The following is a 24,779-nucleotide window of genomic DNA, read 5'->3' as shown; positions in this document are numbered from 1 at the left end:
AAACCAAAACTAACTAACTGTTTAGTTAGTATGCGCGATCAAGTTTTGGCTGTCAAATGGCCGGGGATGGTCGCCCTGGTTCGTCAAGTTAGACTACTATATAGTTATTAAATTTTTATGTTGCCTTGCTCAGTTCAATGCCAAAGCCTGCCAAGCCGTTAGTTCCTGTGGCTGTCCTCGAAGCCGTTGCAGATTACTTCAAAATCCTCTCTGAAACGAGCCGATTGCACATTCTGCAATGCCTCAGATCCGGTTCCATGAATGTTATGGAGCTCTGTGAAGAAACAGGTCTAGGTCAGGCAAATCTTTCTAAGCACCTCAAGGTGATGACTCAAGCAGGGATTCTGACCCGTCATCCGAAGGGCACCAGTGCTTATTATGAAATTGCCGATCCGCTGGTGTTTGAGTTTTGTGAGCTAGCCTGCAACCAGATTGGCGATCGCCTGCGTCAACAAGCTGAGACGTTTTTGCAAGCCGCTTCACTGCAATCAAGTGGCAGCGCGGCTAAGAAAAGCACCAAACTACAGAAAACTAGAGAGAAAGCGCAAGCTTCTAGTGCTCGACGCTAGAACATAGTTGATTGGCAGCAGCTAGGTGTGATAATCACTCAATCCTTATTTGGTTGTTGAGTGATTATTTTGTATGCTTCGATCACTTCCTTCACTCAAAATTGGTCAACAGACTGCCCGTTATCCCATTGTTCAAGGAGCAATAGCAGTGTGAATCTCTGGTACTATTTTGATGGCAGTGGTTGCCAAGCTGGCGGTGTGAGACTCATCTCGTCATTAGGCTTAGGGCTTGAGTGTCCTGATCGATGAACTCCAAAAGACACGTGCGATCAGCCCCAATGGGATGCTTGGAGTGCATATTCTGGTCGCAACGAAGATTTCCCTTGATGGCACAAACGGCGAGTGCAAATGGAGCTGAGCTGATCATTCTAGCGGCAGGGTTGCTCTTGAACCTACCCGCTTACGTTGCAACTTCCAGGGAGGGGTTGCGTTAGAAGGAGTTTAAAAATAACCGTATATTTTCTCAATAACGCCCTGATACAGGCAGATCAAGCGAAAAAATTCTTGATAATATTCGCTATAGGGTAAATACCCCGAAAAAATTCTCGGTAATGTCTGAATTGAAACATTATCCAGAGAAAATTCCGTGTAATAAGTTGTTAAACAGACCTAAAAGCTTGTTGCTGGATGGGAATCTGGATCACAAATTCTGTGCCGTGATGGGGAGTTGAGAAGCACTCAAGCTTTCCACCATGCTTTTCGGCAATGATTTGATAGCTGATCGACAGTCCCATGCCAGTTCCTTTACCAATCAGCTTTGTGGTAAAGAAGGGGTCAAAAATCCGTTCCTTCACTTTTTCAGAAATGCCGGAACCATTGTCAGCGATCGCAATTTCTACCCACTGGTGATCGATCATGCATGTCCGAATGGTGATCTGACTGGGATGATCTTTGATGTCTTGAAAGGTTCGTGTTGCATCGGCATCTTCCAGCGCATCGATCGCGTTCGTCAGAAGATTCATTAATACCTGGTTGAGTTGTCCGGGGTAGCACTCCACCAACGGCAACTTGGCATAGTCCCGCATCACCTCAATGGTTGGACGGTCAGAACGAGCCTTCAGGCGATGTTGCAGAATCATTAAGGTGCTATCAATCCCCTCGTGGATATCAACTGCCTTAAATGCGGCTTCATCCATCCGGGAAAAGTTACGTAACGACAGGACAATTTGGCGAATGCGATCGGTGCCTATTTTCATTGAGGCAAGGGTCTTATCGAGATCCTGCTGTAAAAATTGCAGGTCGATTTCGTCTGCCTTTGCTTGTATCTCAGCGATCGGCTTTGGGTAGTGCTTTTGGTAAAGTGCCACAAAACTCAATAAATCCTGAGCATAGTCCTGCACATGTTTCAGGTTGCCGTGGATGAAATTGACCGGATTATTGATTTCATGGGCAACGCCAGCCACCAGTTGTCCCAGACTGGACATCTTTTCACTTTGAACAAGCTGTATTTGGAGGGTTTGTAGCTCCTGAAGAGTTTGTTGGAGGGCTTGGGCTTGCTGCTTGAGCAGAGCTTCGGATTCGCGCAATTGCTGGGCTTGGGCCTGGGCTTGCAGCGCACTTTGCTCGGCCTGGCTATAGAGGTCTGATTGTTGAATGGCAATGCCTAACTGAATGGCTAGCCGATTTAATAGATTGCCTTCCTCCTCTTTCCAGACTCTTGGGTGACTACATTGATGTACAATCAGCAGTCCCCAGAGCTGATCGCACACCATAATCGGCACAATCAGATTAGCCTGCACCCGCAGTCGTTGCAAAAACTGGAGATGATTAGAGTCTAACCCTGCTTCCAGGATGTTGTTAATTGCCTTTATCCTGCCATCTCGGTAGCGTTCCAGACACTCTCTCGGAAAGCAATCATCTGCCGCTTCTCCTAAGGTGGGAAACCAGGGCTCAGCTACATCCTCAAGAATAACCTGTCCGTGCCAATTGGCATCGAACCGATAGATCACTGCTCGATCGGTTGCAAAAAAATTACGGACTTCACAGACTGCGGTTTGCAGAATCGTAGGCAGATCCAGAGATTGCCGAATCTGGTTTGAGAGACGATTTAAGAGTTCTTCTTGTGTCGCTAAGTCCCTGAATTTAGCCTCAGATTCTTTGAGGCAGTTTTCGGTTCGCTTCAGGTCTGTAATCTCGCTAAACGTACAGATCATCTGAGTTAAGGAGGTATCAGATCGGTGTAAAGGAACCGCATTCACGAGTAGTGCAGTTGATTCTTGGTGGGTTGGGGCTGCACTGTAAACAACTGTATTCTGCACAGACTGCCTGGCGGCAATTTGCTGCAACACAGGTTGAAGCGACTGGAGAAGCTGATCCTCTGAATGGTCGGGAGAGGATGAATCCAGGTTGTTGGTGACCGTTCGATCCCACAATTGTTGCAATTCTGCGGTGTTAGAAAGATGTAACAGGTCAAGAACAGCATGATTGGCTGCCTGAACTTGAGCATCATCTCCGAGCACCAACACCCCGACCTGAATACCTTCCAGAATTGCTTTGAGAGATTTTTGACTCTCCTGAAGTGCCTGGGCATAGATGACCTGAGCAGACAGTCGGCGATCAAAAAAGGCAGCCAACAAGGCTAGTCCTAAAATAATCAGGGTGCCGATAACTACAGCAGCAGCTAAGGGGATTATGTTTTCGGGAGGCTGTAAGTCCGACTCCAATACTGCATTGGGCATGGGTATGAAACAGGCGGCTGCCATACCTGTATAGTGCATCGTTGGAATCGCCGTTCCCATCATGATGGCAGCCAGGAGCTTTTTCCAGGTTTGATGCGGCGTTGTTTCTTCCCGCAACTGGAACACCAAAAATAGTCCTGCAAAGGAGACTGCGATCGCAATCAGAATAGAGCGCGCAACGATCTGGGGATCATAATGCATCACTGCTGATGTACGCATTGCAGCCATGCCGAGATAGTGCATTGACGCAATCCCCAATCCCATGAAGACGCTTCCCTCCAATAGCCGGAGCCAACCCAATGTCGGGCGACTGACCAAAAATAGAGCCAGTCCTGAGGCAATCATGGCGGGCAAAACGGAAACGAGAACCGTTAGAAAGTCGTAATGAACGAGAACAGGCAATCGAAATGCCAACATGCCAATAAAGTGCATCGACCAGATGCCAGTGCCCATGGCAGCCGCTCCACTGATTAGCCAACCCATTTGGGCACGGTTCTGGGTTGCATTCACTCGTCCAGCTAGGTCTAAAGCAGTGTAGGAGGCTAGCACGGCGATCGCGACAGAGACAATGACAAGTTGGAGGTTATAACCCGTGGCTAAGGGATAAGTCATAGAACTAAGAGAGATTTAGTCAATAACATACGTGATAGAGATTCGCTAATGCCGACGTTCTAGCAGTTCATTCCTTTGGGAAAAGCATGAATGGTTCTTTATCTAGAGGATGCCCACAAAGAGACGAGGATGCACTGCACGATGGAGGCCAAGTTCTAAGATTGAGCAACACGCCAGAATTCGTTGGGGTAAGGCGCGATCGCAGCCGCGATCGGTTTCTCACGGTCAGTCCATTTCGACTCAGGTGCAGTGTCTAACAACGCCCATGCACACCGACCGCCGAGATGTGCCCGGGGCTGTAGTGCAGAGGTTATTTGCGGCGGCTGATTGGGAACGTTAGACGCCGAAAGCCCCACAGTCAGACACAGGAGTGAGCTATGGGAGCATGGTCACACGAACCATTCGGAAATGACACTGCCAATGATTGAGTTTACGGGCTCGAAGGTGCTACAAATGCATGTCATTCAGTGGAGCCGGGTTGCAGGCTTTGAGAGCGTGAATGTGCCAATTTCAACTCTTGCCCAAAGCTGTGGAAGAAAAATACTACCTTGGCTTTGATCTGGATTTTGCGACGTACTCATCTGCAATGGAAACGAGTCCCCTTTGTTGGCTGGATGGTTTCCACTGCAGACGCTCTCTGACTGCATTCGGTTGAAGAGCACGTTAATTTGAGTTGCTGTAGAAGTTGAGGCGTCCGTAGCCCAAGAATTGTCCACGCCCGTTTTCGCCCTCTGGATAGGCCGTTACACCAAATTCATAGGTGCCCCCAAAGCTAGGATTGGCGTTGGCTGCGATCGCTACGGTAACAGTGCTACCTGGCTGTAGGGGCTGATCAAACACAACGGTGACTTCGCCAGGATTTGCCGGTTGCGACCCACCAACGCTCGCTAAGGGAATCTCAGGACCCGCGGCAAACCGTCCGCCTGCAAACGCTTTGCTTTGGCCTACATCAAATTTGATGGTTTCTAGATTTGTCGCTTGAGCGATCGTCACTGCTTTGAGTGGCTGCCCTGCATCCGCTGGAATAGTCAGCGTAAATTCATAGGTTGAGGGTGTGTAGCGTCCGCTTTGAGATGCCGCCACTCGATTGAGGCTAGGAGGATGAGCAAAAAAGGTTTGCCGACTGCTGAGTTGGGTGGAAGTGCTGTGGCGCTCAACTGCTGGCAGGGGGGCGGCTTGGGGTGGCGCTGCCTGGACCCGTATGGCTGGAGCCGCAGTGAGATCAGCAAGTGTTGGATGTGTTGAGTTTTTAAATGATTGAGAAAAGGCAGCGGGCTGGGCCACAGCACGTCACACCGTACAGTGCGCGAAGGTCGATCGCCTCTGACAGGCTCAAAATGATACCAGCTGCTGAGTCTAGCCCCGTTTGAGACGCACCGCCAGACACCTGCTGGGCAGCTGGAAGCGTTGCAAAGCGGGAGATCGCCCCCTGTCCCTCACTTGACCAGGGCAGAATGGATGGAAAGACATCCGATACTTCGGCATTGGTGCCAATGAAGGCGGTCACTTTGTTGGCAACCGGGAAAATGTAGAGCAACTTGTAGAGATCGACCCGATTTCCCCCACGTCCACCGGATAAGTTTTGGGGATTCGTTTCAGGAAACTGTGGCGCATAGCCTAGATACACCTGGCTAGCATTCCCGAAGATCGGATCGCCATAGCCCAATGTGCCACCCAGGCTACCCGACCCACCTAACAGCGCACTTGGACCTTGTCCAAAGTTGTAGGCTTGCAAGCCCGTAATCAGCAAGTCTTTGCCCGTAAAGCTGGTTGTCAGGTTTAGGCGTACCCGATTGTTCAAGGCTGGCTGTGCATCGTTGAAACCGGGAGCCGCGCCATACGCACTTGCCAGGCTGAAAATGACTTCGCCACTTAGCTTGGTTGTCGTGGAAAATTGCTGCTTCTCTAGCGTTGCGGTACGGGCTTCCAGCGCACCGACTCGACCGCGCAATGTTGCTAGCTCTGAGGCAAATTCTTCTTGCAGTTTTTGCAGCGCGACCAAATCTTCTTTTTTTACCAGGTCAGCCGTGCCTGCGGCAATCAACTCATTGACGCGATCGAGGCAAGCATTCAAGCCCGCTGCAAACTCATAGCGCGTCAAAGCCCGATTGCCACGGTACGTTTTATCGGGATAGCCAACGATGCAGCCATAACGTTCAACTAATGACTGTAATGACTGAAAGGCGCAATCAGTCGGCTTTACATCCGATAGCTGAGAGACGGAAGTAACTTGTGCCATCGGTTCGGTTGCAGAGCCGATGGCCAACTCATCTGCTGATGGCTTGCTCATCGTGCTGTCAGCTTGTGCCTTAGCCTCAATGCTGCTCACGTGCCGCGATGCCTCAGGCAGCTTGCGATCGCTCGTTGGTGTAGACGCGGTCGCTGAACCCATGCCCAACGGTATCAGAGCCATCAACAAGCCTAAAAGGCTCAGTTAAACCGCTCTCAATTCATTCGAATGCCGTTGATCTTGCTTCACAGTGACTCCTCACGCTTTAACTTCAAAATGGCACAGTGAAAAACAGTTGCTGTTGCTACTTTCTGCTTCTAGTTAACGATTATTTTGCTAAACAGCCACAAGATCAAATTGATATTGATCTGCTTTTTCATAGCTTTGAGTCTATAGTTTCTGACAGCCGTACCCACAAGGCTGAGCAATGCGCTGGATCAATTCGCTGTACGCGCGGTGTGCCAATGCTGACAACCCACTTCGATCGGCCACCGTCAACACTGGCACCTGCCAACGTACCCGCGATCGTCAACTTAAGGGTTAACCAAGCCTTTCCAGTTTTGTGCTCAAATTACAGCGGTTCTCAATCGAGTAAGCCACAGTTCGATCAAGACGGGTGTGGGGTGTAGTGTATCGGGTGTGGTGAATGCAAATGAAAACGGCTGTAAAATGCACTGTAGCGAGTGAAAGAATCAAAAGTGGTGCTCGATCTTGATATCAACTGACAGCAATTTCTAGTTGCAGCAGCGATACCGCTACGCAATGCCTTTGTGGATGCCAATGTGAAAAGTTTTGCAGCTTGTCAGAGCCCAGATAGCAAGCGATTAAACGTGAACTCGTCACGACTGCTTTCAATGGGCTTTAACCAAGCCAGATCATTGAGTCAAACTGCACAGAAAACCAAACTCTTCGATACGGGCTTCCTTGTTGAGGAGCACCATTAAAGGCTCCTAAGATGCGATGAAGTTGAGTTGGTTCTCTGAAGGAAGCGGGTGACGCGATTCGAACGCGCGACATTCACCTTGGCAAGGTGACGCTCTACCACTGAGCCACACCCGCATAATTCAGACGATCTTTAGCTTCTCAAAAGAGGAGGGATCTGTCAACCCTCTTTTTGGAAAGAGTCGCTGGACTTGAGACGCTAAGGGGCTGTAAAGAAATAACGTCATGGACTGTAGCGGTCAGCCGTCAGCGGTCAGCCATTAGAGAAAAGCTGATAAAGAAAAGCTGATAGCTGACGGCTGATCGCTAATCCAAACGTATGCAGTTATTTTTTAACAAGTCCTAAGACCTTAAACTGTACTGAGTTAACAGCTTAAGAACACAGATTCAATCAGGTCTCATTCCCGGCGTAGGGACATGGCATTGTCATATCCCTACAGAGTGGCAGATTTGCAGATTATTTAAGCCGCGTTCCTTAGAGTGCTTGTTAACGCTTATTCAGGCATGCTTTAGTCTGAGTCGCCTCGTTCGGTTTCATGTCTCTTGTCCCTCCTCTAAGGCTGAGTTTATGGATTGCATTCACTTAAGCGGCATTCGCTGCTACGGCTATACAGGGGCGCTGCCAGAAGAGCAGGTTCTGGGGCAATGGTTTGAGGTGGGGCTGACGCTGTGGCTGGATCTGGCTCTGGCGGGGCAGAGCGATCGCCTGAGCGACACACTTGACTACCGCATCGTGATTGCTACGGTACAGGCGCTGGTAAAAACTTCAAAATTTACGCTGCTGGAACGCCTGGCAGTCGCGATCGCGGAGGCTGTGTTGCATTCAGCCGCACTGACGGCTGCTGTGCCCGTACAACAAGTGCAAGTCCGTTTGTGCAAACCAGCCGCGCCCATCCCAGACTTCGGTGGTGCGATTACGGTTGAGGTAACACGATCGCGCTGACGACCAATCGCGCTGAGATCTGAAGTCGAGCTGGGAAAGACGCTCAAGCGAAAAAACCAGACAGAAGCCCTATGGAGCGATGCAGCGCTGGCAGGCTCCATAGGGCTAGAGACGCAGTTAGGAGGTATCTTGCTCTTAACGTACCGAGAGAAAGGCGATCGCCCTCATTTTTTAATAAGTTCTTAAACTCTGTGAAGCAAAACGTTACTCAGACCGCTGTTGCGTTGTTTTTAAAGACCCCGTTTGGGTACGGCGATCGATCTGCTGGCTGGCAGTGCGCAACAACTGGCGATCGATTTCACCGTTGGTCGCGGAAAGCTGGTAGCGTTTGAGCAAGACTTGATGCAGACATTGAGGGAGATCAGAACTCAACATGCGAATTTTGTTTGTTGCTGCCGAGGCAGCTCCGATCGCAAAGGTCGGCGGCATGGGAGATGTTGTTGGAGCGCTTCCGAGGGTGCTACGCAAAATGGGGCACGATGTCCGCATCTTTTTGCCTTACTACGGTTTTTTACCCGACAAGATGACGGTGCCCAAAAAGCCCGTTTGGTCGGGGAACGCCATGTTTCAGAGCTTCGACGTCTACGAAGCGGTCTTGCCTGGAACGGATGTGCCCCTGTACCTGTTTGGGCATCCTGCCTTCTTGCCGCGACACATCTATGCGGGTGATATGGAAGAGTGGCGGTTCACGCTGTTTGCAAACGGAGCCGCTGAATTTGCCTGGAACTACTGGAAGCCCGAAATTATGCACTGCCACGATTGGCATACGGGGATGATTCCGGTCTGGATGCACCAGTCTCCCGATATTGCGACCGTCTTCACGATTCATAACCTGGCGTATCAAGGGCCGTGGCGCTGGAAGCTGGAGCAGATGACCTGGTGCCCGTGGTATATGCAGGGACACAACACGATGGCAGCCGCCGTACAGTTTGCCGATCGCGTCAATACAGTGTCGCCAACCTACGCGGAGCAAATTAAAACCCCTGCCTATGGCGAATCGCTGGAAGGGCTCTTGTCTTTTATCAGCGGCAAGCTGTCGGGCATTGTGAATGGCATTGATACCGAATCGTACAATCCGGCAACCGATAAAAGTCTGACTCAAACCTTTACAGCAGAGACGCTTGACCGGCGCAAAGCCAACAAGATTGCCTTGCAAGAAGAAGTGGGGCTGGAAGTGAATTCGGGCGCCTTTTTGATTGGCATGGTCACGCGACTGGTAGAGCAAAAGGGCTTGGATCTGGTGCTTCAGGTGCTCGATCGCTTCATGGCGTATACCGACTCTCAGTTTGTGCTGTTAGGAACGGGCGATCGCTACTACGAAACCCAGATGTGGCAGCTTGCCTCTCGCTATCCGGGTCGCATGTCTGTTTACCTGTTGTTCAACGAAGCCCTCTCACGCCGTATTTATGCAGGCAGCGATGCCTTCCTGATGCCGTCTCGCTTTGAGCCCTGTGGCATTAGCCAAATGCTGTCGTTGCGGTATGGCTGTGTGCCGATCGTGCGTCGCACGGGTGGTCTGGTGGATACGGTCGAACCGCATGACCCAGCGAATGAGAAGGGGACAGGCTATGCCTTCGATCGCTACGAGCCGCTAGACCTCTATACGGGCATGGTGCGAGCGTGGGAAGGCTTCCGGTTCAAAGATGCCTGGCGCAAGCTGCAACAGCGTGGGATGGCCGTGAACTTCAGCTGGGACAAGTCTGCTGCGGAATACGATCGGCTCTATCGCGACGTGTTGGGACTGCCCCCGGCTGCACCGGAAACCAAGGAGCCGTCCGAACTAATCACCAAACCGTGAACTGAGGAGCAACTGAGGGCTGACCGCTCATGGCTCATCCCGCACGACTCTTATGCATGCCCCAACGGTGTCATCGTTTGCGTTGACCAGTGGTTCTGTCGGTGCCGCTCGATTCTTGCGATCGGCGGCAACTTTTCGGGTTTAATTGAGGTCAATGGATACACGGCTCTTCCTTCATTTTATTCATGTCAATTCCTTTTTCTCGACGGTGGATGGCTTTGCTGGCGCTGCCTTTGTCCCTTAGCACGATCGCATTGCACCTGACGACAGCCACTGCAAACGCCCAGACCGATTGCGTGACGACTGTACAGAATACTCCCGGTTCGCGTCAGCTTGTGGCGCAACGATCGCGCGTTCAGCGGATGCGGTTTGCCCCTGGTGAAGATTCTGCCAGCATCAAAACCAGCGTTTTGAATGGGACTCGCGACATGTACCTCCTTGATGCCCAGGAAGGGCAGACCATGCAGGTCAAAATTACATCGTTGGAAAACAACGCTGTCTTTGCCATTGTTGCCCCACCCAATGGCACCCAACCCCGACAAGTGTTGAAGCAAGAAGTCGTCACCTGGAGCAAGGTTCTTCCCGCCACTGGCGACTATCAGATCGTTGTGGGTTCCACGCGAGGGAATGCCAGCTATCGGCTGGAGGTGACGATTCGGTAGGTTGCAGGGCATATGCCCTGCCATGCCCCTACCCAACGATCGCGCCATTTCCATCTCTACATAGTGTCTAGCGGTTCATTTTTGGCTGGATCGCCTGTCGGATAATCGTTTCAACATTGAGCCAGGCTTCATCCCGATCGGGCCATTTTGTTACAGGTCGGAGGTCTGTGGGCATTGCCTGGAGTCGGCTAAACGGCAGCGCGTTCCAATTCACTGGGCGCAGGAGGATGGGGAGCACCAGGGCTTCGCCTGCATCATGGCGTTCTAAGGCACGGGTCATTTCTTTCTCGTAGCAGTAATCGGAGTTGATAAAATCTGGGCTGACGAGGAGCAGAATGATGTCGGCTTGCTCCAGGTTGTTGTCCAGTTCTTGTTTCCAGTCGGTGCCGGGAATAATGCGACGATCGTGCCAGGGCTGGATCAGCTTTTGGCGTTGGAGTAATTTCAGGCGTACTTCTAGCTCATCACGGAGCGCTTCATCTTTGTGGGCATAGCTATAGAACAACCGGAGTGCCTGAGAACGCATGGCTAGCTCTGGTTCTCGTCTGCGGCTATTCTCTAAATCAACCCCTCTCAATAGATCTTGAACATTGAGCTTGATGACTTTGCCATTGATGACCTGGGGCAATTCCCTCAAACCCTCTTGTTCCATCACAATCAGGTCTTGATAGTTCAAGACCACGCCTGGGTGGGACGGAACAGGGACTTGCTCAGCGGGTTTGAACTTGAAACTGCTGTGAATGCGTTCAAAGTCCGATCGAATAATCGCTAACAACCGATTGCGCCCGTTGATGGCACCATTCACGTTAATGGTGACGCAGCGATCGGTGCGATCGGCTTTGACCAATGCCTGATTGCCCTCAAATTCTAGAATGACACCTGTGCGCCAGCGATATTGAGGGGCACTCAAAACGTGGGTGCGAACAATGAAGCGGGGCAGTAACCCTTCTGGCAGAACAGGGTATTCATACCGAAAGTTAAGGCAGGCTTCTGGATGAAACGCTTCGGCTTCAGGAGCCTGCTGTTTATCTAGCAGATCGGGAATCAGGTAGCGGTTTTCGTCTTCCTGGAAGCGAAAGCACAGCTCAAACTTACGCATGAGTTCGAGCAAAAAGCTGTGGCGTTCGGGGGGATAGTGTTGCCGATCGAGAATTTGGGCAAGACTCGCTACATCTAGGTCGCCATTGGTGCTGGTGAGCGTGTGGGCATTCAGCAGTTGATAGATGCCGCTGGTGACCCAGTGGGGATTGAGCACGTGGGTATCGCGCAGGCGCGGGTCGTCTTTGTAGTTGAGGGCAATGCCGAGGCTGTGGAGATGGACTGCTAGAGAATCTTGAGCACCAAAGTTGGTTTCGCCGTCTTCCTTGCAAATGACTCGAAATTGCTCAAAGGAGATGTAGTTGGCTGCCATGTCGGTCAGCCGATTTTTGATGGTCACCCAACTGGCGGGGAAGGCATCGCGCAGGTGCTCCAGTCGATCGGTCTCACGCTCAATAGCAGTTCGCAATTGGTCGAGTCCCAGGCTGGTTTCGCAGTCGGTGGCAATGAACGCCTGAATATTGGGAAACTTTTGCTTGAGGGCACTGCGATTGACATCAAAGGGATGTTCGTTGACTTTGTTGAGCACCACAATAACGGGAGAATTGCCGCCGAAGCTCTGGATCAGTTCTAACCAATATTCGGCATCGGTGTCTTCGTGCCCCTGGCGACCGTTGAGCACCAGCAGATAGAGGCTGCGCTCGGTGAGAAAGAACTGGTGGGTCGAGTGCATGATTTCCTGCCCACCAAAATCCCAGACGTGCAGTTTGATGTCTTCGGTGTCGTGCAGCCGCAAGCCCCACTGGGTAATTTGAATGCCCTCGGTTTTCTTGGAGTCGGGATCAAAGGTGTTGTGAAGGAGGCGATCGACGAGGGAGGTTTTACCCACGTTGCCGAACCCGACGAGGATGAGTTTGGCTTCGTTTAACGGTTGGCGATCGACTTGAATACGGAAGTAGTAGTTCAGAATCTCTTTGGGGTTGGCTCGTGGCGCTCCGTCGTCTACTTCTTGCCGGGTCGGTCCAAGAATCTCAGCCGAAAGGCCTAGTTTGTCATTCCCGTGGAGGTGAAGCAGCTTCAGCTTGGAGAGCTTCCCAAAAGTTTCTGGTACCGTTGTCAGTTGATTTTGGTGAAGGTAAAGCAGTTTCAGCTTGGAGAGGTTCCCAAATTCCTTTGGCACCGCTGTCAGCTGATTGTAGGAAAGGTAAAGCTCCGTCAGGTGGGATAGGTTACCCAATGCTCCGGGTACCGTCGTCAATTGATTGTGGGAGAGGTAAAGCTTCGTCAGCTTGAAGAGGTTCCCAAATTCCTTTGGCACCACTGTCAGTTGATTGTAGGAAAGGACAAGTGTTGTCAGGTTGGAGAGGTTGCCCAAGGACGCTGGCACCTTCGTCAGTTGATTATGGGAGAGGGAAAGCGTTGTCAGGTTGGAGAGGTTGCCCAAGGCCGCTGGCACCTTCGTCAGTTGATTGTCGAAGAGGGAAAGCGTTGTCAGGTTGGAGAGGTTGCCCAAGGTCTCGGGCACCGTCGTCAGTTGATTATGGGAGAGGGAAAGCGTTGTCAGGTTGGAGAGGTTGCCCAAGGACGCTGGCACCGTCATCAGTTGATTGGTGGAGAAGTCAAGCCATGTCAGGTTGGAGAGGTTGCCCAAGGTCTCGGGCACCGTCGTCAGTTGATTGCCGAAGAGGTAAAGCTCCGTCAGGTTGGACAGGTTACCCAAGGACGCTGGTACCATCGTCAGTTGATTGTTGTGAAGGTAAAGCCCCGTCAGGCTGGAGAGGTTGCCCAACGCCTCTGGCACCGTCATTAGTTGATTTTGAGCGAGGGAAAGCGTTGTCAGGTTAGACAGGTTGCCCAAGGTCTCGGGCACCGTCGTCAGTTGATTATGGCCGAGATCAAGCCATGTCAGTTGAATAAGTTGACCGATCAACGCTGGCACACTGGTCAATTGCAACTCTGACAAATCCAGCACAGTAGCGTTGGTTAACAATGCGTGCTGAATTCGCCGTTCCGCTTCAGCTAAATGTTCGTCCTGCCATTCATCCTCAGTCACAATATCTTCTGGTAGCAGTTCCAACACCTGTGCAATAGCAACGATGCTGGCTTCACTCACTCGCTTGCCCCGCTCAGGATGCAGCAACCGCCCCACCGTATCGGCACTCACCCCCGCCTGTTCTGCAATGGTAGCGTTGGTGAGCTTCAGCCGTGTTTTGGCGTCGTTTAGGCGGTTGACGCCGTCTGGGCTGGCTAAGAAACTGCGAGGGTTGGCTGGTGGCATGGCACGTCTATTAATTAGCTCTGTTATAGCCTCAACTGGGCCGTGCGCCCCTACCGGATGTTGTGGTGTGTTGGGTGGATTGATGACCCACATTGCCGTTGGTACGTACAGAGCGTGATGAAATACAGCCCGGCGGACGTGTCGTCATACCCTGGCAACCGCAGCGAGTTTCGGTGAGGTTTCTCCGGGTCGGATGTCATGCCATTCTGATCCTGGCAATCCACGGATCTTCCGATCGGTATTCCCCCAGTCAGAGCCACGCCATCTTAGGACTTGTTAAAAAATAACTGCACACGTTTAGCGATCAGCGATCAGCGATCAGCGATCAGCGATCAGCTGTCAGACATTAGAGAAAAGCTGACCGCTGACCGCTGACCGCACAGTCCATGACGTTATTTCTTTACAGCCCCTTAACCACGCCACACCCTAAGTGGAGTCTGTAAACTTTCCTAATTTGGCAAACCTATTGAGAAGCGCGAGCGTTTACTAGATACTATGTTCAGTCGGTTATTTTCTCGTCACCAGGTATTGCTGTTTCTGCACCAGGCGATCGCTTAGAGCAGCCGACAGGACATCACGACGTTAAGCATCCCCACTCAACGTCTATCACTCCAGGGTGCATCATGACGGATGTATTTATTTCCTACTCCCGTAGAGATAAAGAGTTTGTCCAAACTCTCCATGCGGCACTAAAGGCGAACAATCGTGACACCTGGATCGATTGGGAAGCGATCCCATTGACGACCGATTGGTGGCTGGAGATTCAGTCTGGCATTGAAGCGGCAGACACCTTTATCTTTGTCATCTCGCCAGATTCCATTGCTTCAACCGTTTGTAATCAAGAAATTGATCATGCCGTCAGGCACAACAAGCGGTTGTTGCCGATCGTCCACCGTGAGGTAGACATGAAGGAGGTGCGTACTGCTTTAGCCAAGCACAACGCACTCTTTTTCCGTGATGTCGATGACTTTGATACGGCCTTTGCCTTGCTGCTAAAAGGACTGGATACAGACTTAAAGCATGTGCGGATGCATACCCGTTTGTTGGTGCGTGCCATCGAATGGGATCGAGAAAGTCGTGATAGCAGCTTTTTGTTGCGCGATCGTGATTTGGACATGTCCGAGCACTGGCTTGAGCAAGCGGTTGACAAAGACCCGCCTCCGACCGATCGCCAAATTCAATACATCACTGCCAGTCAACAATTGCGGCGGCAACAGGAAGCCTACGATGCGTCGTACAAACGAGCCGAGCAGGAACTGAAACGAGCGCTTGTTTACCGTAGACCCACACTGCGCATCGTCTTCTGGTCTAGCGTAACGGTCACGGCGCTGCTGTTTTTAGTGCGTTTCTTAGGACTGTTACAGCCTCTAGAACTGGCTGCCTACGACCAGTTGATGCGGCTGCGACCCAGTGAAGGCAAAGACAAGCGGTTTGTCATTGTGGAAGTGACTGATGCCGATATTCAAAAAGAACTAAAGGAAAGAGGTACCGCTTTATCGGATGCGTCGCTCGATCGGCTTCTAGCAAAATTGCAACTGTATCAGCCACGCTTGATTGGGTTAGATCTCTATCGTGATTTCGCCTCCAACCGCACGACTTTAACGACTCAACTGCGCCAAAACAATCGCCTCTATGGGCTTTGTAAGGTTGCCGAAACCGATGCGCAAGGAAACGTCACATCCGCCGCTGGTACGGCTCCTCCCAGTGGAATGCCACCCGAACGCGTGGGCTTCAGTGATGTTGTAGATGATGACGGTGGCATCATTCGTCGTCAGCTCTTACTGCAAGCAAAAGTGCCTGGGTCGCAATGCGATTCAGACTATGCCTTCAGTCTTCTTCTGGCAAAGCGCTATTTAGAGCTAGAACCGGGAGCGAAGCAGCAAGACAGAATTCCGCTACCTGATCCGATGGCTCTAGATGGTGATGCTCTTAAGCTCGGCGACACGACCTTCAAGCGACTGCAAGCGTTCACGGGTGGCTATCAGTATGTTGATGATGCGAGCTACCAGATTTTGCTCAACTACCGTGCCTATACCGACAATGTGAAGGGCCCCTTCGATCGCATCTCTCTGGGGCAAATGCTCAATGGCACGATCGACCCCAACTTGATCAAGGACAAGCTGGTTCTAATCGGTGTTACCTCTCAAGAAAGCGTCAAAGATTACAAAGCCACGCCTTTTGGGGCGGGGAGTCAGGAGCTTCCAGGCGTCGTGCTTCAGGCTCATATGACCAGTCAGCTTTTGAGTGCAGCGTTAGAACGTCGTCCGCTTTTGTGGGTCTGGACGCTGTGGGGTGAGGCACTGTGGATGTTTGGTTGGGCGTTGGTGGGTGGCTTCCTGGCCTGGCAATTTCAACGTTGGCCGCTTCTGGGTGGGTCGGTGGTGGTGGCGATCGTCGGCCTGACAGGTATTTGCTTTGTGCTGTTGACCCAGGCTGGTTGGGTGCCATTAGTGCCATCGATGCTGAGTTTGGTTGGTACAAGTGGGCTGTTGGTGTATATCGCGTTTCGACGCCCTCAGCCGATCGCTGCTCTAGCTGCACCCAAAGAGCCTGCATCCAGTGCTACCAATCGTTTACTGTGAGGGACTGATGGCTCGCCCAACGTTAAAGCGATGGCACACACTACTCAGCTACCTGCTGGTACTGGCGTTAATGGAAAGCGTCATAATCGCTCCCCAACCTGCTGTTGGTTTTGATCTATTCGGCAGAATCAGATCCATCTTCGTGCCCAGGCGATCGGTCGGAGTCGCGCGGGGTCGTCGGACTGGCGCAGCCGTGCGTGATCCTGATTTATGCCGACCCGTGGAGTTGCCGCTAACGGCTCTCGTGCCCGATACGGATGAACCGGCTAAAACCATTGCTGAGTATCCGACTTTCTGGTTCTATGTTCCCTACACACTCACACCAAGCACTGCTGCTGCCTCTCAGTCGAGTAAAGTTGTTGCGCCTACGGAAACGTATACGCTGAAATTTGTGCTTCAAGATGAGCAGCATCATGATGTTTACCAAACTACCTTTGCGCTACCTGAAACGAGCAATCCAGGCGTGCTGAGTCTACGCTTTCTGTCTCCCAAGGCAGCCCTGGAAACGGGTAAGAAATATCGCTGGTATTTCTTGGTTTACTGTAACGATCGCGAAGAAATCTATGAACCTGCCTTCGTTGAAGGCTTAATCCAACGGGAGGCTCTCAGTAATGAACTGAAGAACAAAATTGAGCGAGAAGAACCGCAAAATCGCTTTCTTGTTTATGCCGAAGCGCGTCTTTGGTCTGACACATTAGCAGCGTTGGATGCGGATCGATCGCGGGTTGGCTCAACGGTTCAAAGCACTTGGGCAGCAGTTTTAGAGCGTTATGGGCTGAATGAGCGAATCAGCCAACAGCCCATCATTGGACATTATTATGTACCACCAAAGCCGTAGAAGCTATTGGATAGGGTCTTGCTGAAGGAGCCACCCGCCCATGATTCAAAATCACGGTCTCGCTGAACGAAGATCCACTAAGGGGCTGTAAAGAAATAACGTCATGGACTGTAGCGGTCTGCCGTCAGCGGTCATCCATTAGAGAAAAGCTGACCGCTGATCGCTGATCGCTAATCCACTTAACCCGTTTCAACAGGTTTTGCACTGTTAGCCCGGCTTGTAATTACGGGTGGAATGTCAACAGAGTGAAGGCTTTCTAAGCTGTTTCAACTATTCTTTTAAAACTGCTCACAATGTTGACTGATTCAATTAATACTGGGAAGATAATATTTGTCATTCGTACTCGTTTAACTTAAATTTTGTCAATGGGACGTTGATAGGTGCATCTTCAGCTTTAAGCCTGCGATCGATCGTTTGGACGCGATCTAAAACATTCTCAGTCAGATTTTCAAGCCCTATGCTCTCCCTTCGTTTCTTCCAGTCAATCTCACTACGTTTGGACCAACATGATGGAAAGCTATGGGTTCCTTTTGGCGTTGCAGGATTACGAAGATGGTTTGGCCTGTGGCTCGACAGACGCTCACTTAGAGGCTGCTGACACGCCAAAGCATCAGAAGCCTCAGGGACAAGCCGTTAGGCGAATGAGCTTTTTGATTGCAGCGCTATCGTTGATGGAAGGCATGACCGGAAAACCAGCGCAGGCGTACAGCACAACGGCAGCGACGCGAGCGACTGAGACGCTTGCTGCTCCAGAGAGCATTGTGAGCCCCGATCGCCACACTGAAGATCAGCAGACGGCTGAGCAAAAGAGGCTCAGTCCCGATCGCCAAGAGGAGCAGACCTCTGAAGCGGTGAGTGCCAACCCCGATCGCGCTTCCATCCCGGTGCGATCGCCCAATGTTGTTCCACCAGTCGCCGTTCAGGATGCCGTTGTGGAGCCAGCGGCATCGACGAAAGTGGTCTCTGAACCGTCTGCTAAAGTACCGACTCAATCCAATGATGGAGTGCCTCAGTCTCAGAAGCGTCCTGTCGCTGACGATGTGAAAAGCAGCCGGTTATCGAGGACGCCTGCTGCTAAAGCTTCTGTTTCTAGCGAACCCAGTGCAAACGCGTTAGAAACTTCTGCCACAACCGTTCTTTCTGTAGCGTCGGAAGAGCCACAGGTGCGCACAATTCCCCAAACGCCGATCGCCAACACAGCGCTGGCACAACAGACTCCTGCACGCGATCGCCAACCTCTTTCTCGTCCCCAGCCCGCTTCCCATCCCATCACGCCTACAGAGGTTGCATCCCCATCAACGTCACTGTCATCTGGTCAGGCGGTTCTAGAGTCCTCTATCGCGGCTCTAACGTCGGGGAGTGACGCTCAGGCAACGGCACCGATCGCGCCAGTCTCGCCGCAGCCGGTGCTATTGGCGCAGGCGATCGTTCCAGCCGCTGATGGCACGGGCACCCAGGTCAAGCTAGATGGCAATCGCTTCAACATTAATGGTGGCACTCTGTCTGGCGATCGGGCCAATCTATTCCACAGCTTCCAACGCCTGGGATTGAATGCGGATCAGATTGCCAACTTCATGTCCAATTCCAACATCCGCAACATTCTCGGTCGAGTAGTTGGTGGCGATCCATCGGTCATCAATGGGTTGGTCCAGGTTACGGGCGGTAATTCCAACCTCTATTTAATGAATCCAGCCGGGATTGTGTTTGGTGCCAATGCTCGTTTGGATGTTCCTGGTTCGTTTACCGCCACGACGGCCAATGGCATTAAGTTGGGCGATCGCTGGTTCAATGCGACTGGCAGTAACAACTATGCCGCGCTGGTGGGCAATCCCAATGCGTTTGCCTTCACCATGAACCAGCCTGGCGCGATCGTTAACGCTGGCGATTTGGCCGTTGCAGCCGGGAAGGAGTTGACGCTGGTGGGCGGCACGGTGGTGAATACGGGTAAACTGTCGGCACCCGGAGGACAAATTACGATCGCAGCCGTCCCCGGCAGCAAGCAGGTGCAGATCAATCAAGACGGTGTTCTGCTGGCGTTGCGGGTGCAACCGCTTAGCAGCAATAGTCCGAACCCCTTACCCTTCACACCCTCTACTCTGCCAGCGCTCTTAACTGGCGGCACCAATCGTCCGGCTACAGGTGTGGTGGTGAACCCCGATGGCACCGTACAACTCACCGATGGCGGTACGACGATCCCGACAACTCCAGGCACCGCGATCGCCTCTGGCAACCTGGATGTTTCTGGGCAGACGGGTGGAACTGTGGGTGTGTTTGGCGATCGGGTAGGGGTGATCAATAGCACCATTAATGCCTCTGGCACCAATGGGGGCGGCACGGTGCTGATTGGCGGCGATTACCAGGGTAAGGGTACAGTACCCAATGCCCAGACCACTGTTGTGAGCCAAGATTCAGTGATTAAAGCTGATGCTCTTGCAAATGGAGCAGGTGGCAAAGTCGTTGTCTGGTCAGATGGAAGCACTCAATTCTTGGGCAACATCTCTGCCACAGGAGGTGCACAGGGCGGCAACGGAGGAGTGGCAGAAGTATCGGGCAAGCAATACCTCACGTATGAAGGCGTGACGGATCTGCGATCGCCAACTGGTATAGCTGGCACACTACTGCTCGATCCAACCGATATCACGATTGCCAACACCGCTGATTCGCCAACGCTCAACTTTAATGGAGCAACGGCGACTTTTACCGATCCAACAACCAGTTCGTCCACTATTACTCCCACCAGGCTACAGGGACAATTAGCGCTGAGTAACGTAACCGTTTCAACTGCTTCAGCCTTGGGGGCAGCTGGAGATATTCGGGTTAACGCGCCTATTACCTGGAGCAGTGGGAACGCTCTGACCCTGGCAGCCGATCGTGATATCGATGTCCGAGCAAACATCACCACAACGGGGGCGAATGACGCTGCTCTGACGCTTCGAGCGAATCGAGTCGTGGCAATTTCAGCAGCTACTTCGACGATCGCCGCTCAGGGCACAGGAAAATTAGATATTACACTCCAGTCCAATGCCGATAACAACAATGTTGGTGGGATTTCTCTCAACAATGCCACCCTCAATTCCAATGGCGGAAACATAATCTTCGGTGGTGGAAGCAATCCGGCTACAAGTCCTGCTGTTGGTTCCAACACAACTGTTTTTCTCAATCTAACAAATTCAGTGTCTACTAATGCTACTGATGGAATTTTGATCGGGAGATCAACAATTAATGCGGGTGGTGGCAACATCATCCTGAATGGAGAAGGCGCAAGAAACCCCACTTTTAATAGTGGAAGGGGAGTGGCAATCGCAGTAAGCACAATCACTACAAGTGGAACAGGCACGATTCAAATAACAGGTACAGGGCGGGGTGATGCCGGCGGTTTTAATAATGGAATTTTTACGAATAATGCAGTGATTGCATCGACAGGATCTGGAGCGATTACTCTTCGAGGGACTAGTGACAATGGGAATGCTCAATCAGATGGTATTGTGATTTTTGGCACTGGAACGGTTCGGTCTGCCAATGGAAATCTCACCCTGACTGGCATCGGACCAAGCTCAGGCAGCAACAACAACGGGATTTTCATCAGTAGCCCAAATGCAGTAGTTGAAACGACGGGCAACGGGGCAATTGCTTTGCAAGGTGCAACGACCGCAGCCAACAGTAGCGGCATTGTTTCCAATGGCATCATCCGGTCTGCCAATGGCGGCAATATTACCTTCACAGCCGATGAAATTAACCTTGGCAATAGTACTGTATCAAGCTCAGGGAATCTAACGCTGCAACCCTTGACACCCAGTCAGGCGATCGCCCTCGGCGGCACAACTGATAGCGGCACTAGCACGTTAGATTTACTCGCCAGCGACCTCACGGCCCTGCAAAACGGCTTTAGTTCCATCACGATCGGGCGTTCCGATAGCAGTGGTGCAATCACGCTAGCGGGTAATGTGACGTTTAATGATCCAGTGACGCTGCGATCGCCGCTTGGTTCAGGCTCAATTAACACCCAAGGGTTTAGCCTCACAGGTAGTGACAGCATTACGCTTCGCTCTGGCGGTAGCATCCGTCTCAATGCGCTATCAGCGATCAACAATGCCCTCAAGGTCGATGTGAGGTCAGGGCAAGCAACATTTGTGAACGGAGGAATCACAACGAATGGCGGGGTTATCACCTTACTTGGTGATGATGGACTCGTCATTAATAGCAGTGCAATAAACTCAGGTGGAGGTGCCGTTAGCCTTAGTGGAAATGGAGGCAATCCTGCTGGTCTTGAAATCGCATCTAGCACTATTAATTCAGGGGGTGGTGCGGTCAGCCTCTTTGGGAGAGGTTTTGATATCCTTGGTGTTTCGCTGACCTCAAGTGTCGTCAACTCAAGCGGTGGCAGTATTAGCTTAAGAGGTTTTACCACTGATGCTTCTAGGGGCATCGCTTTATCTGCCAGCTCGTTGAACTCTAGTGGAGGAAACATTGATATAGTGGGTGATCGAAGCCCATTTCCTTCTTCTACAAATGTTAGATTGAGTGCATCCAGTACAATCAATGCTGGTACTGGCAATATCACAGTCACCTCTGACGGTATCGATTTTGCTGCTGGTAGTACGCTTACAGGCACAGGCAATCTTACCCTTCAGCCGTTGACGCCCAGTCAGTCGATCGTCCTTGGTGGCACACCCTCTGAATTCTCCCGTAGCGGCACATTAGAGTTGCTCGATAGGGATCTCGCTGCCCTGCAAAATGGCTTTAGCTCCATCACGATCGGGCGTTCCGATGGCAGTGGTGCAATTACGCTAGCAGGTAACGTGACCTTTAATGATCCGGTGATATTGCGATCGCCTGTCGGTGCAGGTTCCATCAACACCACAGGTGGCACGCTGACTGGCGCAGATAATGCCAGTATTGCCCTACTCGCCAGTCAGAACATCACGACGGGTAGCATCAACAGTGCTGGTAATCCGGTCACACTGACAGGTGGCACCATTACGGCTGGCGCGATCGCTTCAGGGCGCGGCGATCTGACGCTGACAGCAGACGAAATTAATTTGGCTAACACGATTTCTGGCACAGGCAATCTTGTTCTACAACCGCTGTCATCCAGCCAGTCGATCGCCCTTGGCGCCCTTGGCGGCGCAAGCGATAGCGGCACTGGCACTCTCGATTTAACGTCCAGCGACCTCACTTATCTACAAAATGGCTTTAGTTCCATCACGATCGGGCGAGAGAATGGTAGCGGTACTATTAATGTTGCAGAAAATACGATATTCAAGGATCCCACCATCCTACGGACGCCCACAGGCAGCATTATTTTTAATGGCAGCGTCACGTTGTTTGATGACGAACAATTCGTAAAACCTTTCCTGGAGCCCACTTTAGGCTTTATTAGCGCCAATCAACCCACCACTGTTCTGAGTCGAGATATCATCAGCACGGGAAGAACGGCGAATACTCTCAACTTTTTTGGCAATGTACAAATTAGTAATGACATTACCATTAGTACGAGAAGTGGTATTCGGTTTAACGGCAATCTCGATGGCGATCGGCAATTGACGCTTAATGCGGGCATCGTACAGTTTAGCGGTGCCGTTGGCGCAACCACACCGCTGAGTCGTTTGCTTGTGAATAGCCAAACAACCACGGTTGCCAGCAGCATCACTACAAGCGGCGATCTAACCCTGAACAGCGCGGTCAACTTGCCCAATGGCGGTACGCTTCGGTCTACTGATGGCAAAATTGCGGTTGGCAATGTGAATGCATCGGGTAACGCGGTTTCATTGCTTGCCAAGACGAGCATTACTGCGGGTGTCATCAATACAGCCAATCCAGAAGGCAGAGGCGGTAACGTCACACTTGATCCACAGGGTGATATTGAAGTCGATTCCATCAATGCTCAAGGCGGTGCCAATAGCGTGGGCGGTACGGTGGATATTACCACTGCCCGGTTCTTTAGAGCGTTAGGCACGTTTACCGATCGCAATGAGGTGCTTGCCAGCATTTCGACTGCTGGTGGTGCTGGTGGCGGTTCCATCACCATTAGAAATGGTGGTGGCTTAACCAATACGTCCTTTACGGTTGGGAATGCGACGTCTAATGGTACGGCTGGAGCCATTACGACCGGAACCTTCACCCTCTCACCAGTGCGAGCTTTTCGCAGCTCCTTTAAAGATGGAAACATTCAAATCATCTCAACTGCCGATCAAGACTTTACGCGCAACCTCGTCGAGCCCAAACAACAAGGTACGCAGGAAGAATTAGTGGAACAAAGAGCTAAGCGCTCTACGGATGATTTACTCACGCTTGTAAGCCTCATTTCGATTGAAAAGGGGAATGCGGCTCAGTCAGTAGCGACCATTGAGGCAACCTCTACAGCCCAGTATGAGGGCTATTTGGGGTTGAGTAAGGATGATACTACTCCCATTACTGTCAACGATGTGAAGAATACCTTGAGCCGTATTGAAACAGCAGTGGGCGTGAAACCCGCGATCGTCTACATTTCATTTGCACCTCAGGGTGACGAACCACAAACTCAGCTACTCCAGCGCTCTGCATTGTCTAAGAGCCGCGATCAGCTAGAGCTGATTCTGGTAACAGCCAGCGGGCAAGCAATTCGCAAAACCGTTCCTGGAGCCACCCGATCGCGCGTGCAGCTTCTGGGGAGCCAGTTCCGGAATGCCATCACGAGCCCCACCCGCAGACGTAGCACAGCCCCCCTGATAGACCCCGCTCAGAAGCTGTATCAACTGTTCATTGCGCCCTTGGAACCAGAACTGAAGCGACAAAACATTCAAACGCTAGCCTTTATTCTTGATAGTGGTTTGCGGTCTATACCAATGGCGGCGCTGTATGATGCTCAGACGCGATCGTTTCTCATTGAGAAGTATAGCCTGGGGCTCATGCCAACCCTCAGCTTGACTGACACCCGTTACGTCAACGTCCGTAACAGTCAGGTGCTGGCAATGGGTGCATCACAGTTTCCCACATCGCAGCAGGGATCGTTGCCCGCTGTCCCGTTGGAGCTAGATTTGATTAAAGAGCAGTGGAAAGCTGAAACCCTTTCAGAAAAAGACTTTACGCTGACCAACTTGAATCGGCAACAGCGGTTTGGCATTGTGCATCTAGCTACCCACGCAAGCTTTCAGCAGGGGCCACCCAGCCAATCCTATATTCAGTTTGAGGATGAAAAGCTAGGATTAGACCAACTGCGATCGCTGAACTGGAGCAACCAACCACCTGAGTTGGTCGTTCTCAGCGCTTGTCGGACGGCATTTGGTAGTGAAGACGCTGAGTTAGGCTTTGCTGGTTCCGCCGTGCAGGCAAGGGTCAAATCGGTGTTGGCAAGTCTTTGGTCGGTCAACGATACGGGTGCATCAGGGTTGATGGCTGAGTTCTACTACCAGTTGAAAACTGCACCCATCAAAGCCGAAGCTGTGAGGCAAGCCCAGCTTGCGATGTTGCGAGGAGACGTTTACATCAAGGATGGCAAATTACATTGGTCAGGCGGTGAGAAGTCGTTGCCAGTAGCCTTAACCGGACTGGAAAATGGCGATCTCTCCCATCCCTACTACTGGTCTGCTTTCACCCTAGTGGGTAGCCCCTGGTAAATCACAATGATGGG

At 51.6% G+C, this 24,779-nt stretch carries 13 protein-coding genes, 1 tRNA gene and 1 pseudogene; 8 read left to right on the top strand and 7 right to left on the bottom strand.

Annotated features, from left to right (window positions below):
* Positions 1-137: 137 nt before the first annotated feature.
* Complete coding sequence (locus tag C7B82_RS02590) at positions 138-569, top strand: ArsR/SmtB family transcription factor (RefSeq protein ID WP_106254743.1); 432 nt, start codon at positions 138-140, stop codon at positions 567-569.
* 599 nt (positions 570-1,168) lie between these two features.
* Here the strand turns inward: C7B82_RS02590 and C7B82_RS02585 are convergent.
* The 4 genes and pseudogenes from C7B82_RS02585 to C7B82_RS02575 all read right to left on the bottom strand — a co-directional run.
* Positions 1,169-3,859, bottom strand: a complete 2,691-nt coding sequence (locus tag C7B82_RS02585) for an MHYT domain-containing protein (RefSeq protein ID WP_106254742.1) — start codon at positions 3,857-3,859, stop codon at positions 1,169-1,171.
* A 155-nt stretch (positions 3,860-4,014) separates the two neighbouring features.
* The gene (locus C7B82_RS31270; RefSeq protein ID WP_146141030.1) at positions 4,015-4,215 is read right to left on the bottom strand and encodes a hypothetical protein; all 201 of its coding nucleotides are present in this window, start codon (positions 4,213-4,215) and stop codon (positions 4,015-4,017) included.
* A gap of 307 nt (positions 4,216-4,522) precedes the next feature.
* Entirely contained in the window at positions 4,523-5,143 is a 621-nt protein-coding gene (locus tag C7B82_RS02580) for a DUF2808 domain-containing protein (RefSeq protein WP_106254741.1), read from the bottom strand.
* A 127-nt stretch (positions 5,144-5,270) separates the two neighbouring features.
* A pseudogene (locus C7B82_RS02575) lies at positions 5,271-6,149 on the bottom strand (iron uptake porin); the annotation flags it as partial.
* Between the two features lie 404 nt (positions 6,150-6,553).
* On the opposite strand from C7B82_RS02575, the gene C7B82_RS31885 reads away from it, so the two are divergent.
* Positions 6,554-6,718, top strand: coding sequence for a hypothetical protein (locus tag C7B82_RS31885; RefSeq protein ID WP_181357319.1), 165 nt, complete (start codon positions 6,554-6,556; stop codon positions 6,716-6,718).
* Positions 6,719-7,076: 358 nt separating this feature from the next.
* Here C7B82_RS31885 and C7B82_RS02565 read toward each other — a convergent pair.
* Positions 7,077-7,148 (bottom strand) — tRNA-Gly (locus C7B82_RS02565).
* 451 nt (positions 7,149-7,599) lie between these two features.
* Here C7B82_RS02565 and folB point away from each other — a divergent pair.
* Entirely contained in the window at positions 7,600-7,974 is a 375-nt protein-coding gene (gene folB / locus C7B82_RS02560; protein ID WP_106254739.1) for a dihydroneopterin aldolase, read from the top strand.
* A 204-nt stretch (positions 7,975-8,178) separates the two neighbouring features.
* Here the strand turns inward: folB and C7B82_RS31880 are convergent, their stop codons facing one another.
* A complete protein-coding gene (locus C7B82_RS31880; RefSeq protein ID WP_181357318.1) occupies positions 8,179-8,349 on the bottom strand; it encodes a hypothetical protein in 171 nt (56 codons plus the stop codon).
* On the opposite strand from C7B82_RS31880, the gene glgA reads away from it, so the two are divergent.
* Positions 8,348-9,772: a glycogen synthase GlgA gene (gene glgA / locus C7B82_RS02555; protein ID WP_106254738.1), complete on the top strand. Its 1,425-nt coding sequence runs from the start codon at positions 8,348-8,350 to the stop codon at positions 9,770-9,772. The two genes, C7B82_RS31880 and glgA, sit on opposite strands and share 2 nt — an antisense overlap.
* 185 nt (positions 9,773-9,957) lie before the next feature.
* Entirely contained in the window at positions 9,958-10,434 is a 477-nt protein-coding gene (locus C7B82_RS02550) for a hypothetical protein (RefSeq protein WP_106254737.1), read from the top strand.
* Between the two features lie 67 nt (positions 10,435-10,501).
* Here C7B82_RS02550 and C7B82_RS02545 read toward each other — a convergent pair whose 3' ends face one another.
* A complete protein-coding gene (locus tag C7B82_RS02545; RefSeq protein WP_181357317.1) occupies positions 10,502-13,750 on the bottom strand; it encodes a leucine-rich repeat domain-containing protein in 3,249 nt (1,082 codons plus the stop codon).
* A gap of 623 nt (positions 13,751-14,373) precedes the next feature.
* On the opposite strand from C7B82_RS02545, the gene C7B82_RS02535 reads away from it, so the two are divergent.
* The 3 genes from C7B82_RS02535 to C7B82_RS02525 all read left to right on the top strand — a co-directional run bounded on the left by C7B82_RS02535 (position 14,374) and on the right by C7B82_RS02525 (position 24,765).
* A complete protein-coding gene (locus C7B82_RS02535; protein WP_106254735.1) occupies positions 14,374-16,332 on the top strand; it encodes a CHASE2 domain-containing protein in 1,959 nt (652 codons plus the stop codon).
* Positions 16,333-16,339: 7 nt separating this feature from the next.
* Positions 16,340-17,170, top strand: a complete 831-nt coding sequence (locus tag C7B82_RS02530; protein ID WP_106254734.1) for a DUF928 domain-containing protein — start codon at positions 16,340-16,342, stop codon at positions 17,168-17,170.
* 509 nt (positions 17,171-17,679) lie between these two features.
* Positions 17,680-24,765, top strand: a complete 7,086-nt coding sequence (locus C7B82_RS02525) for a CHAT domain-containing protein (protein WP_181357316.1) — start codon at positions 17,680-17,682, stop codon at positions 24,763-24,765.
* Positions 24,766-24,779 lie beyond the last annotated feature (14 nt).

Source organism: Stenomitos frigidus ULC18 (genome assembly GCF_003003795.1).
Taxonomy (GTDB): Bacteria; Cyanobacteriota; Cyanobacteriia; order Leptolyngbyales; family Leptolyngbyaceae; genus Stenomitos; species Stenomitos frigidus_A.
The sequence above is the reverse complement of the archived record's forward strand: the minus strand, read 5'-3'. Positions and strand labels throughout refer to the sequence as shown.

What these genes read in the sequence shown, in the direction of transcription:
- C7B82_RS02525 (WP_181357316.1), top strand. Translation starts at nt 17,680, where the DNA reads ATGGAAAGCTATGGGTTCCTTTTGGCGTTGCAGGATTACGAAGATGGT.
- C7B82_RS02550 (WP_106254737.1), top strand. Translation starts at nt 9,958, where the DNA reads ATGTCAATTCCTTTTTCTCGACGGTGGATGGCTTTGCTGGCGCTGCCT.
- C7B82_RS02530 (WP_106254734.1), top strand. Translation starts at nt 16,340, where the DNA reads ATGGCTCGCCCAACGTTAAAGCGATGGCACACACTACTCAGCTACCTG.
- C7B82_RS31880 (WP_181357318.1), bottom strand. Translation starts at nt 8,349, where the DNA reads ATGTTGAGTTCTGATCTCCCTCAATGTCTGCATCAAGTCTTGCTCAAA.
- C7B82_RS02590 (WP_106254743.1), top strand. Translation starts at nt 138, where the DNA reads ATGCCAAAGCCTGCCAAGCCGTTAGTTCCTGTGGCTGTCCTCGAAGCC.
- folB (WP_106254739.1), top strand. Translation starts at nt 7,600, where the DNA reads ATGGATTGCATTCACTTAAGCGGCATTCGCTGCTACGGCTATACAGGG.
- C7B82_RS02545 (WP_181357317.1), bottom strand. Translation starts at nt 13,750, where the DNA reads ATGCCACCAGCCAACCCTCGCAGTTTCTTAGCCAGCCCAGACGGCGTC.
- C7B82_RS02585 (WP_106254742.1), bottom strand. Translation starts at nt 3,859, where the DNA reads ATGACTTATCCCTTAGCCACGGGTTATAACCTCCAACTTGTCATTGTC.
- C7B82_RS02535 (WP_106254735.1), top strand. Translation starts at nt 14,374, where the DNA reads ATGACGGATGTATTTATTTCCTACTCCCGTAGAGATAAAGAGTTTGTC.
- C7B82_RS31885 (WP_181357319.1), top strand. Translation starts at nt 6,554, where the DNA reads ATGCTGACAACCCACTTCGATCGGCCACCGTCAACACTGGCACCTGCC.
- glgA (WP_106254738.1), top strand. Translation starts at nt 8,348, where the DNA reads ATGCGAATTTTGTTTGTTGCTGCCGAGGCAGCTCCGATCGCAAAGGTC.